At 63.3% G+C, this 12,212-nt stretch carries 11 protein-coding genes; 1 reads left to right on the forward strand and 10 read right to left on the reverse strand.

Annotation, left to right across the window (positions count from 1 at the left end):
• Positions 1-57: 57 nt before the first annotated feature.
• The 10 genes from AC1DXU_RS18765 to puuE all read right to left on the reverse strand — a co-directional run bounded on the left by AC1DXU_RS18765 (position 58) and on the right by puuE (position 11,662).
• Positions 58-897, reverse strand: coding sequence for an alkaline phosphatase family protein (locus AC1DXU_RS18765; RefSeq protein WP_477371324.1), 840 nt, complete (start codon positions 895-897; stop codon positions 58-60).
• 60 nt (positions 898-957) lie between these two features.
• Positions 958-2,610: an ABC transporter ATP-binding protein gene (locus AC1DXU_RS18770; protein ID WP_477371327.1), complete on the reverse strand. Its 1,653-nt coding sequence runs from the start codon at positions 2,608-2,610 to the stop codon at positions 958-960.
• Positions 2,610-3,434 carry an ABC transporter permease gene (locus AC1DXU_RS18775; RefSeq protein ID WP_477311144.1) on the reverse strand — a complete coding sequence of 275 codons (825 nt, stop codon included), beginning with the start codon at positions 3,432-3,434 and terminating at the stop codon, positions 2,610-2,612. The genes AC1DXU_RS18770 and AC1DXU_RS18775 overlap by 1 nt, the downstream gene beginning before the upstream one ends.
• Positions 3,435-3,443: 9 nt before the next feature.
• The gene (locus tag AC1DXU_RS18780; protein WP_477311146.1) at positions 3,444-4,403 is read right to left on the reverse strand and encodes an ABC transporter permease; all 960 of its coding nucleotides are present in this window, start codon (positions 4,401-4,403) and stop codon (positions 3,444-3,446) included.
• Between the two features lie 16 nt (positions 4,404-4,419).
• On the reverse strand, positions 4,420-6,006 hold the full coding sequence (locus tag AC1DXU_RS18785) for an ABC transporter substrate-binding protein (protein WP_477371330.1): 1,587 nt from the start codon (positions 6,004-6,006) through the stop codon (positions 4,420-4,422).
• Between the two features lie 165 nt (positions 6,007-6,171).
• On the reverse strand, positions 6,172-8,157 hold the full coding sequence (locus tag AC1DXU_RS18790) for a CocE/NonD family hydrolase (protein ID WP_477371333.1): 1,986 nt from the start codon (positions 8,155-8,157) through the stop codon (positions 6,172-6,174).
• Positions 8,158-8,242: 85 nt separating this feature from the next.
• Positions 8,243-8,836, reverse strand: a complete 594-nt coding sequence (locus tag AC1DXU_RS18795; protein WP_477371335.1) for a nucleoside deaminase — start codon at positions 8,834-8,836, stop codon at positions 8,243-8,245.
• Positions 8,837-8,838: 2 nt separating this feature from the next.
• Positions 8,839-9,339: an ureidoglycolate lyase gene (locus AC1DXU_RS18800; RefSeq protein ID WP_477371338.1), complete on the reverse strand. Its 501-nt coding sequence runs from the start codon at positions 9,337-9,339 to the stop codon at positions 8,839-8,841.
• On the reverse strand, positions 9,336-10,184 hold the full coding sequence (locus AC1DXU_RS18805) for a bifunctional allantoicase/(S)-ureidoglycine aminohydrolase (RefSeq protein ID WP_477371608.1): 849 nt from the start codon (positions 10,182-10,184) through the stop codon (positions 9,336-9,338). The genes AC1DXU_RS18800 and AC1DXU_RS18805 overlap by 4 nt, the downstream gene beginning before the upstream one ends.
• A gap of 44 nt (positions 10,185-10,228) precedes the next feature.
• Positions 10,229-11,662 carry an allantoinase PuuE gene (puuE, locus tag AC1DXU_RS18810; RefSeq protein ID WP_477371341.1) on the reverse strand — a complete coding sequence of 478 codons (1,434 nt, stop codon included), beginning with the start codon at positions 11,660-11,662 and terminating at the stop codon, positions 10,229-10,231.
• Positions 11,663-11,836: 174 nt separating this feature from the next.
• Here puuE and uraH point away from each other — a divergent pair, with 174 nt between their 5' ends.
• The gene (gene uraH, locus AC1DXU_RS18815; protein ID WP_477371344.1) at positions 11,837-12,211 is read left to right on the forward strand and encodes a hydroxyisourate hydrolase; all 375 of its coding nucleotides are present in this window, start codon (positions 11,837-11,839) and stop codon (positions 12,209-12,211) included.
• The last annotated feature ends 1 nt before the right edge of the window (position 12,212 follow it).

Genomic DNA, 12,212 nt, shown 5'->3' on the forward strand with positions numbered 1-12,212 from the left:
CGTCTTGTCGCTTCGCGACAATCCACCTTCTCCCACAAGGGGAGAAGGAAGAGCCCCTCAATCCAAAAACGGCTTCGCCTTCATCGTCGCCGGCACCGGCACGCCGAGCCGCTTCAGCACCGTCGGCGCCAGCTGCAACTGGTCGAGCAGGGTGTCGGGCTGCGGCCCCTTGCCGGCTCCAAAATAGTACAGCGCAAAATCCTGCATTTCGTCATCATGGCCGCCATGGTGGCCGCGGTCGGTCTGGCCGTGATCGGCGGTGACGATCACCTCATAGCCGGCCTCCCGCCAGCGCGGCAGGAAGGCGGCCAGCATGCCGTCCATCGCATAGCAGGCATGGTCCATCTCGTGGCAGTCATGGCCGAAGCGATGGCCCATCGAATCCAGCGTGCAGGTGTGCAGGATGCCGTAGTCGATGCCGTGGCGCTTGGTCAGCATGGTCAGCGTGGCGAACAAATCGACATCGCTCGGCGTCATCTGGTTCCTGAGATTGTAGCCGGTCATGGTGTGGAAGCGGCCATGTGTGATCGGCCCGCCGGGTTCATCGAACTCCATGTCCTCGACCAGGTCGAACGGATAGGCACGGAAGAATTCGGACCAGTAGGAGTGGGTGACCGCACCCGTCTTGCCGCCGGCCTTGCTGACCTCGGAGAAGATATCCGGCTGGGTAACGCGAAAGCGGTTCTCGTTGGACAGGATGCCGTGCACTTGCGGCGACACGCCGGTGTGGATCGAGGCGTAGCAGCAGGCAGAAGTCGACGGCAGCACGGAGCGCATCTTCCAGACCTGTGCCTCGCCCGAGAGCACCCAGCCTTCGAGATTGCCCATAAGCCGGCGCCAGTTCCGGTAGGGCACGCCGTCGAGGATGATCAGCAACAGTTTTGTCGTGAGCGCCAAGGGCTGCTCCGGAAGGCTTTGTCGTTGAAGGACGTCTTCGCGGCTGGTGCCGCGAACCCGCTAGTTCCCCGCGCTGGCCATGCGCCGTCCCTTGATCGCCTTTTCCAGCCAGCCGATTTCCATTTCGGGGACGGAGGAAAGCAGGAGATCGGTGTAGGCATCGAAGGGCGGCGCCAGCACCTTGCTCTTCGGCCCGTAGCGCACCACCTCGCCGCGATACATCACCGCGATCGAATCGGCGATCGATTTCACGGTCGCCAGGTCATGGGTGATGAACAGATAGGCGACGTTTTCTTCCTTCTGCAGCTCGAGCAGCAGCTTCAGGATGCCGTTAGCAACCAGCGGGTCGAGTGCCGAGGTCACCTCGTCGCAGATGATCAGTTTCGGCTTGGCGGCGAGCGAGCGGGCGATGCAGACGCGCTGCTTCTGGCCGCCGGAAAGCTCGGCCGGATAGCGGTCGGAAAAGCCCTTGCCCATCTCGATCTTGTCGAGCAGTTCGGCGACGCGCTTGTCGCGCTCGCGGCCGCGTATGCCGAAATAGAATTCGAGCGGCCGGCCGATGATGGTGCCGACAGTCTGGCGCGGGTTCATCGCCACGTCGGCCATCTGGTAGATCATCTGCAGTTGCTGCAGATCCTCCTTCGGCCGGTCGGCAAGCCGGTTGGCCAGCGGCCGTCCGTCGAAGGTGACGGTGCCTCCTTCCGGCGGCAAAAGCCCGGTGATGGCGCGCGCCAGCGTTGATTTGCCGGAGCCGGATTCGCCGACCACGGCCAGCGTCTGGCCCGGATAGATGTCGACCGAGACGTTTTTCAGGACCTTGATGTGGCTGCGGCCATAGGCGGCGGTGACGTTCTTGACCGACAGGAACGGTGTCGTGCCGGGCTTCTGCTCGGAGTGCTCGATCTCATGCACCGACACCAGCGCATTGGTGTATTCCTGGCGCGGCTCCTTGATGATCTGGCGGGTGCCGCCCCATTCGACCAGCCGGCCATGGCGCAGCACCATGATCTCGTCCGAGACCTGGGCGACGACGGCGAGGTCGTGGGTGATGTAGAGCGCCGCCACATGGGTGTCGCGGATGGCGTCCTTGATTGCCGCCAGCACGTCGATCTGCGTCGTCACGTCGAGCGCCGTGGTCGGCTCGTCGAAGACGATCAGGTCGGGTTCGGAGCACAACGCCATCGCCGTCATCACGCGCTGCAGCTGGCCGCCGGAGACCTGGTGCGGGAAGCGTTCGCCGATGGTTTCGGGGTTTGGCAGGCTGAGCTTCTTGAACAGCGCAACAGCGCGTTTCTCTGCCTCGGCCCGGGTCGCCGTGCCATGCAGCAGCGTGGCTTCCACCACCTGGTCCATAAGCTTGTGCGCCGGGTTGAAGGCGGCGGCCGCCGACTGCGCGACATAGCAGACCTCACGGCCGCGCAGCTTGCGAAAACCCTCCTTGCCGCCCTTGAGGATGTCGCGGCCGTTGAGGATGACCTCGCCGCCGGTGATGCGCACGCCTCCGCGGCCATAGCCCATCGACGACAGGCCGATGGTCGACTTGCCGGCGCCGGACTCGCCGATCAGGCCGAGCACCTTGCCCTTTTCGAGCGTCAGCGAGACGTCATGGACAAGCACGATGTTTTTCGGCGGCTCGCCCGGCGGGAACACCGTCGCCTCGATACGCAGGTTGCGGATGTCGAGCAGCACGGATTTCTTCTGCTGGTCAGCCATCACCCGCGTCCTCCCTTCAGGCTTGTCGTGCGGTTGAGCACCCAGTCGGCGACCAGATTGACGGAAATCGCCAGCATCGCGATCGCCGCTGCCGGAATGAGGGCAGCGCCAATACCGAAGACGATGCCGTCCTTGTTTTCCTTGACCATGCCGCCCCAGTCGGCATCCGGCGGCTGCACACCAAGGCCGAGGAAGGACAGCGTCGACAGGAACAGCACGGCATAGATGAAGCGCAGGCCGAGTTCCGAAACCAGCGGCGACAGCGCATTGGGCAGAATCTCGCGGAAGATGATCCAGCCGCTGCCTTCGCCGCGCAGCTTGGCCGCTTCGACATAGTCCATGACGTTGATGTCGACGGCGACCGCGCGTGACAGCCGGTAGACGCGGGTCGAGTCGAGAACGCCCATGACCACAATCAGCGTCACCAGATTGGTCGGCAGCACAGAGAGCACGACGAGCGCCATGATCAGCGTCGGGATCGACATCAAGAGGTCGACGAGCCGCGACAGAAGTGTGTCGAACCAGCCGCCGAACACCGCCGCTGAGAAGCCGAGAATGGCGCCGAGCGAGAACGACAGCGCCGTGGCCAGCACGGCGATGAACAGCGTGATGCGGGCGCCGTAGATCATGCGCGACAGCAGGTCACGGCCGAGATTGTCGGTGCCGAACCAGTGCGCTGATGACATCGGTTCCCAGACGTCGCCGACGATCTCGCCATTGCCGTGCGGCGCAATCAGCGGTGCGAAGATCGCCGCCAGCACGAACAGTGTCGTCAGCACGATGCCGATCAGCGCGGGGATCGGGATGCGTTTGATATCGAGCATGCCCGCCCCCTATTTCGGATGTCTGAGACGCGGATTGGCGACGATCGCCGCAATGTCCGCAATGATATTGAGGCTGATGTAGACGGCGGCGAAGATCAGGCCGACCGCCTGCACCACAGGCACGTCGCGCTTGGTGACGTGGTCGACGAGATACTGCCCCATGCCGGGGTAAACGAAGATCACCTCGACGACGACCACGCCGACGATCAGGTAGGCGAGGTTGAGCATGACGACGTTGATGATCGGCGCAATGGCATTGGGAAAGGCATGCTTGCGAATGACATTGAAGGCCGACAGGCCTTTCAGCTCCGCCGTCTCGACATAGGCCGACTGCATGACATTGAGGATCGCCGCGCGTGTCATGCGCATCATATGGGCGAGCACCACCAGCGTCAGTGCCGTCGCCGGCAGCGCGATCGCCTGCATGCGCTCGCCGAACGGCATGCCTTCATAGACGGTCGAAATGCCGGGAAAGATCTGCCATTTCACGGCGAAGAAATAGACCAGCACATAGCCGATGAAGAATTCGGGAAACGACGTCGAGGCAAGCGCCAGGCCAGAGATCAGCTTGTCGACCCAGCCATTGCGGTAGCGCACCGCAATCAGGCCGAGGATGATCGCCAGCGGCACGGCAACGACCGCCGCCCAGAAGGCCAGGAACAGCGTGTTCCACAGCCGTCCCTTGATCGACGTCGCAATATCCTGGCCGCTCGACATGGCGGTGCCGAGATCGCCGGTCACCACGCCGCCGAGCCAGCGGAAATACCTGATATAGGCCGGGTCGTTGAGACCGAGCTGCTCGCGCAGATTGGCGAGCGACTCCGGCGTCGCCGATTGTCCGAGAATGGCTTGCGCGACGTCGCCGGGCAGAATCTGGGTGCCGGCGAAGATCAGGACCGAAACGGCCAACAGGAGAACGATGCCCAGCGCAATGCGCTGGGCAATTAGTTTCAGGATGGGTGAGGACATATCCGCAAAGCCGGGCTCAGGCTTCGAGCCAGCACTTCGCCAGTGCGTAGCCGTTCATCAACTCCTGATGCGGATCATCAACCCAGCCGCCAACCTTGGCGCCCGTCGCGTCGATGAACTGGTTGAACATCGGCAGGATCAGGCCGCCTTCGTCGCGCACCATGACAGCCATGTCGTGGTACATCGCCTTGCGCTTGGCCTCATCGAGCTCGGCGCGCGCCGCCAGCACCATCTTGTCGAAATCCGGACGGAGGAAACGCGTGTCGTTCCAGTCGGCCGTCGACAGATAGGCGGTTGAGTACATCTGGTCCTGGGTCGAACGTCCGCCCCAGTAGGAAGCGCAGAAGGGCTGCTTGTTCCAGACTTCCGACCAGTAGCCGTCGCCCGGTTCGCGCTTGATCTCCAGCGTGATGCCGGCCTTGGCCGCGCTCTGCTGGTAGAGCTGTGCGGCATCGACGGCGCCGGGGAAGGCGACATCCGATGTGCGCAGCAGCACGGACCCGTCATGGCCCGACTTCTTGAAGTGGAACTTGGCCTTGTCGGGATCGTACTTGCGCTGTTCGATCTCGGTGAACAGCGGGTAGGAAGCGTTGATCGGGAAGTCGTTGCCGAGCGAGCCGTAGCCGCGCAGGATCTTGTCCAGCATCTCTTCGCGGTCGATCGCCAGCTTCAACGCCATGCGCAGATCGGCATTGTCGAAGGGCGCCGTGTTGCAATGCATGATGAAGACGTAGTGGCCGGGGCCGGCGTGGTTGCGGATGGTGACGCCGGGCAGGCGCTTGATCAGGTCGACGATCTTCGGCTCGACGCGGTTGATCATGTTGACCTGGCCGCCCTGCAGGGCCGCCGTGCGCGCCGTCGCGTCGTTGATGACGATGATCTCGATCTGGTCGGCATGGCCCATCTTGTCGCCCTGCCAGTAGTTGGCGAAACGCTCGCCGCCATGGCGCACGCCGGGCTCGTTGGTCTTGACCTTGTAGGGACCGGCCGAAATGCCGGCGTCGGCTCCGTCCTTGCCGCCATTGGGCTGGACGATCAAATGATAGTCGCTGAGCAGATAGGGCAGGTCGGCGTTCGGCTCCTTCAGGGTCAGCACGACTTCCTTGCCGCTGGCCTTGATGGTCGCAATGCCCTTCATGTAGCCGAGCGCGCCGGATTTCGACTTCTCGTCCGAATGGCGTTCCAGCGTGGCGGCCACGTCCTCGGCGGTCACCGTCTTGCCATTGTGGAATTCGACGCCGTCACGAATCTTCAGCGTCCAGGTCTTGGCGTCGTCCGACGCGCCGATCTCCTCGGCGATGCGGTTCTCAAGCTTGCCTTCCGGCGAAAGCTCGACGATCATTTCGCCCCACATCTTGCCGAAGGCGAACGGCACCTGCGTCATCATCAGCGCCGGGTCGAGGCTGTTGGTGGACTCGCCACCGACCAGACCGGCCTTCAGCGTGCCGCCCTTGACCGGACCTGCCGCGCGCGCCGCGCTCGAAAGCAGCGAGTTGGCGAAGGGCGCGGTGACGCCGAGCGCTGCCGCCCGGCCGAGAAAATCGCGACGGCTCAGCTTGCCGGAAGCGACGCGCCGGCTAAGGAATTCCAGTTCGTTTGACATGTTGAGTTCCTCACTCTGTTGGTTCGACCTTGTGGTCGTTTTTTGTTGATTATTATCGGGCGAATAATGACCGTAAGGGAAAGCGGTAAGCAAGACCGAATGCGACATGCCGTGGCGTAAATCGCACGTCGCAATTGGACCAACCTCGAAACCCCGAATGGGTGCTCAGAGCAGGGCGCGCGGGATCGTCTCTGCGAAATCGCGTTCGAAAACCAGGATTTCGCCCTCGTAGGCTTCGATTCTGGCGCTAACCGTGAAGCTTTGCGCGTCGGAGCGCATTTCGGTAAAGGTTTCGGTGCGCACCGACCATCCATTTCGCGACAATGTCTGCGTCCAGTGGGTTTTGCCCGAGGCTGCCAGCGGATTGTCAGGATGGATCGTCCAGGTCTCGCGGGCAATGCTGCCATTTTCCAGGTCATGCTCGAGATCGCGCACTGCGCCAAAATCGTCGACGATGGAAAGCGAGACGACCCCGGTCTTCTCGTTGCGGTCGACATGACGCTCGGAATTGGCGGCACGGATTAACTTCGTCGCCCAGGGCGAGGCTGCCTCCGGCGAAGGGAAGGTTACTTCGTCGCCTTTCGCCAGCGGGCGTTGCGGCAGCATGAGCGTCGCGGCCGACAGGTCCAACTGGACCGGCTCCGGCGATGGCCAGATCATCGGCCAGTAGGCGTTCGAAACGGCAATGCGCAGGCGATGGCCGGCCGGCACGCGGTAGGCGCACTGATCGAGCACGACGCGGGCCGACACGGTTTCGCCCGGAACCAGCGCCTCAGGGAACTCATGCGAGTTGCGATGCGTCAGATTGAGCACGCCGTAGGAGATCATCTCCGAGGCGCCGTCGGGGTGCACGTCGCACAGCCGGACCGCGATGTTGGCCTGGCGCCGGTTCGATGAGACTCGCACCAGAACCTCCGGCGCGCCGACGATGTCGATCGCCTCGGTCAGCGCCGGCTGGTCGAAACACACCGACAGCGCATCGTCGGGGCGCTGGTCACCGGGCAGTTCCGGGCCGAAGGTGAAGGGGAAATACTCACCGCCGGCGAGGCCGCAGCTTTGCGGCGAAGCGACGATGGCCGGCTTGCTGCCCTCGGGGATCAGCTCGATTTCTTGCGTCTTGATGTTTGGCGACGGCCATTCCTGTTCGGCGACCCAGCGACCCGGCCGCTCGGGATGCCAGCGCGCGGGGCGGACGCTGTCCATCACATAGGCGCGGTAGGCCGGGTCGGCCTCGATGCCGGTGTCGACGCCCTTCAGCCAGCGGTCCCACCAGCGCAAGGCCTCCTGCAGGAAGCCGATGGCGGGCTTGGGCGCTGCGTAATGCGGGTATTTGTGGATCCATGGGCCGACAATGCCCTTGACCGGCGCTTCGATGTTGGCGGCGAGATGCGAGATCGTGTTGCGATAGCCGTCATGCCAGCCGCCGATCGACAGCACTGCCGCCTTGACGGCGGAATAGTCCTCGCAGATCGAGCCACGCTTCCAATAGGCGTCGCGGTGCTGGTGCTTCAGCCACAGCGGCGCGAGAAAGGGCTGGTTCTCCAGCCGGGTCAGCCAAAGGTCGCGCCACCTTTCGTCGCCGGTGAAGAGCGGGTCCGGCGGCCGCGACGAATAGGACAGCATGGTCGAGGCCCAGCCGAAATTCTCGATCAGCAGGCAGCCGCCCTTGTAGTGGATGTCGTCGGCATAGCGGTCGACCGTCGAACAGATGCTGATCACCGCCTTCAGCGCCGGCGGCTGCATCGCGGCCACCTGCAGGCAGTTGAAGCCGCCCCAGGAAATGCCCATCATGCCGACATTGCCGTTGCACCAGGGCTGCGATGCCGCCCAGGCGATGACGTCGCAGGCATCCTGCAATTCCTGCTCGGAATATTCGTCGTCCATCAGCCCTTCGGAATCGCCATTGCCGCGCATGTCGACACGGATCGAGGCATAGCCGTGGCCTGCGAAATAGGGATGCGTCAGCTGGTCGCGAAAGATGGTGCCGTCGCGCTTGCGGTAGGGCAGGTGCTCGAGGATCGCCGGCACCGGATCGTCGCCGGCATCCTCCGGCATCCACACCCGCGCCGACAGCCGGCATCCGTCCGGCATGACAATCCCCATTGCTGGAAATTCGACGACTTTACGGGGGAACTCGGTGACGATTTTCATGCGAACGCACTCCAGGAGCGTCACATGATGGAGGCGGCCGGATCGCGTCATGGGCCAGCCAACGAATTCGGCTGGTCAATCCGCGTCAGTTCAGCGGAATGTCGTTCTCAGCCTTGCTCTCCTGGTAGACGCCGGAGAGTTCGTCGTAACGCGCCGAGATTTTGCCGATGCGCGCTTCCAGCCGCTGCCGTTCGGCCTCCGGCAGAGCCCGCGCCAGCCGGCGGATGGAGAAGCTCTTCCAGTAGGCGTTCTCGGCATTGTAGCCGCCGGGGTCGAGGGTGAAGACCTCCTTCAGGATCTTCAAATCGTGTGGGATGGCAAAACTGTCGCGCGAATCCTCGTGGCTGAACAAATAGTAGAAATTGTCGAAGCCGGTCCAGGTGATCGCCGACAGGCAGAGCGAACAAGGTTCGTGCGTGGCAATGAAGATGGCATCTTTCGTATCGACGCGCTCGGCCCTCGGCATTTCGTAGAAGCGCTTCAGGCAATGCACCTCGCCATGCCAGAGCGGGTTTTCCATCTCGTTATTGGTTTCGGCCAGCACCAGCGAGCGGTCGTCCTTCCTCAGGATCGCCGCGCCGAACAGCTTGTTGCCATGGGCGACACCCTCAGCCGTCTTCGGCACGATGTCGTGCTCGATCACATCGAGCAGGCGGTCGATCAGCGAAATGTCGGTCATTGTTACTTTCCGTCGGGAAGATGGATCTCGTAGGGGTGCGAGAAATGGCACTCTTCGAGGTTTGAGCCGTCGCCGCCGCGGTCGACGATCAGGAAATCCTGCGCCTCCCCGATCGGCGTCAGCACCCCGTGCCACAGATTGCGCGGATAGTTGATGCCTTGGCCTGGCGCGGTGATGAAGGCATGCGGCTCGCCGGGGCCTTCGGCGCCGTCATGGCAGACGACCACCAGGAACGGGCGCGGCGACAGCGGGATGAAGGCCTGGCTGCCGAAAGGGTGGCGCTCGACCATGGTCAGCTTCAGCGGCAAGTCGTAGGGCGTGCCACGCACCATCGAGATCAGCACGCGCGCGTTCGGCCCCTGGGCCTCTGCGGTGGCTAGGTCGTGGTAGCGCTCGGCCCGGCCGCCATTGATCGGGTAGTGGTTGTCGCCACCCATATCGATGACATCACCGAACTCGGCAAAGCTCTCGCGGGTCAGCGGCCGCGCAACAATCCGGGTCACCGCGCGCGACCGCCAATGCCCACCCCGCCAAGCTTGGCGTGGCGGTTGACGTCCTTGTAGAGCAAATAGCGGAATTTGGCCGGGCCGCCGGCATAACAGGCCTGCGGGCAGAAGGCGCGCAGCCACATATAGTCGCCGGCCTCGACCTCGACCCAGTCCTGGTTGAGCCGGTAGACCCCCTTGCCCTCCAGCACATAGAGCCCGTGTTCCATCACATGGGTCTCGGCGAAGGGGATCACCGCGCCGGGCTCCAGCGTCACCACGGTGATATGCATGTCGTGGCGCATGTCGGCCGGATCGACAAAGCGCGTCGTCGCCCATCGCCCTTCGGTGCCGGCCATCGGCGTTGGCGCGATGTCCTGTTCGTTGGTGAAAAAAGCTTCCGGCGTCTCGATACCCTCGACCGCCTCGTAAGCCTTGCGGATCCAGTGGAAGCGCACAGCTGCACCGCTTTCGTTGCGAACCGTCCATCCGCTGGCCGGCGGCAGGAAGGCAAAGCCGCCGGGACGCATTACATGCGTCTGGCCGCAGACGAACACGCTGAGTTCGCCCTCGACCACGAACAGGCCGCCCTCGGCGCCTTCATCGGGTTCAGGCCGATCGCTGCCGCCGCCGGGCCCGATCTCGACGATGTATTGCGAAAACGTCTCGGCAAAGCCTGACAGCGGGCGCGACAATATCCAGACACGGGTCTTGTCCCAGAACGGCAAGGCGCTGGTCACGATGTCCTGCATCACCCCGCGAGGGATGATGGCATAGGCCTCGGTGAAGACGGCGCGGCCGGTCAAAAGTTCGCTCTGGCCGGGGTGGCCGCCCTGCGGCGCGTAATAGGTTCGGCCAGCCATCTTGATTGTATCCGCCATCTTGATCGTATCCATTTGAGTCAAACCTATTGCGGAAGCATGTCCTTGAGCCGAAGCAGCGCGATGCGCTCGACCTGTTTGCAGGCGGTTTCGAATTCGGTGGCGCGGTTGTTGCCGATACGCGCCTCGAACTCCGCCAGGATCTCCTCCTTGGTCTTGCCTTTCACCGCTATGATGAAGGGGAAGCCGAAGGTGGTGACGTAGGCGGCATTAAGCTTGGAGAACAGCTCGCGTTCCTTGTCGGTCAGCGCATCGAGCCCGGCGGAGGCTTGTTCTTTCGTCGATTCCGCCGTCAGTCGCCTGGCTTTTGCCAGCTTGCCGGCAAGGTCGGGATGGGCGTTGAGCACCGCAAGGCGCTCGGTCTCGCTGGCGGCGCGAAAGACGCGGCACAGTGCATTGTGCAACCCGCCGGCACTGTCATGCGCCGGGCCAAGCTCCAGCTCATAGGCACGCTCGGCGATCCATGGCGAATGCTCGAACACGCCGCCAAAGGCATGGACGAAGGCCTCGAACTCCATCTTCGACGGACGCAGCGCCGGCAGCCGGAACGGATGCGTCGCCTGCCAGTGTTTTGCAATGTCGACGCGCCGCGCCAGCCAGACCTTGTCATGCGATTTGACGTAGTCGACGAAACGCTTCAGCGCCGCCACCCGGCCCGGCCGCCCGACGAGGCGGCAGTGCAGGCCGATGTTCATCATGCGCGGCCGCCCTTCTCTGCCCTCGGCATAGAGCGTGTCGAAACTGTCCTTCAGATAGGCGAAGAACTGATCGCCCGAATTGAAGCCTTGTGGCGTGGCAAAGCGCATGTCGTTGGCGTCGAGCGTGTAGGGGATGATGAGCTGCGGCTTGCCGGCCCCGTCCGGCCCATCATGCTCGAACCAGTAGGGCAGTTCGTCGTCATAAGTGTCCGAGACATAGTCGAAGCCACCTTCTTCCGCCGCCAGCCGCACGGTGTTGATCGAGGTGCGGCCGGTGTACCAGCCGGTTGGGCGCTGGCCGGTCACCTCGTAGTGCAGCTTGATCGCCTCTTCCATGTCGCGGCGCTCGTCTTCCACGGCATGGTCGCGGTAGTCGATCCATTTCAGCCCGTGCGAGGCGATCTCCCAGCCGGCCTCCTGCATTGCCGCGACCTGGTCGGGCGAACGGGCAAGGGCTGAGGCGACGCCGTAGCAGGTGATCGGCACTTGCGCTTCGGTGAACAGGCGCAGCAATCGCCAGAAACCGGCGCGGGCGCCGTATTCGTAGATCGATTCCATGTTCCAGTGGCGCTGGCCAAGCCAGGGTGCGGCGCCGACGATCTCGGACAGGAAGGCTTCCGAAGCCTTGTCGCCATGCAGGACGCAGTTCTCACCGCCTTCCTCGTAGTTGACGACGAACTGCACTGCGACATGCGCCCCGCCGGGCCATTTCGGATCCGGCGGATTTGCGCCATAGCCGCGCATGTCTCTGATGTAACGCATCGTCACTCCTGCCCCGATGTTGTCGTGAGGATAGTCGAAAGGGTTGCCTGCGCATTCCCCCGAAAATTTTTGAAAGTGTTTTTGTCCTGCTCCGCTCGACCGGGACTTATGCATCGCCTTTAATTGGCGCACAATTCATCAGCATGTTCGATTGTACCGAATGGGAGGCGGCCAGTGGCTGAAACGTCGAAAGCCGATGGCGGGCGTCTGACGACCCACGTCCTCGACACCGCGACCGGCAGACCGGCGGCGGGCCTGTCGATTGCACTTTATCACCTCGACGGCCAGGCGCGGACGCATCTGAAGACGGTCGTGACCAACGCCGACGGCCGCTGTGATGCGCCGTTGCTCTCTGGTGCGGAATTCCGCGCCGGCGAATATGAACTGGTCTTTGCCGCCGGCGATTATCTGCGCCAACAGGGGACAAAACTGCCGGAACCGGCCTTCCTCGACGTCGTGCCGATCCGCTTCGGTATGGCCGAGCCGGTGCACTATCACGTGCCACTGCTTGTCTCGCCCTACGGCTATTCGACCTACAGGGGGAGCTGAG

It is taken from the genome of Mesorhizobium sp. P3_A10, from assembly GCF_056403175.1.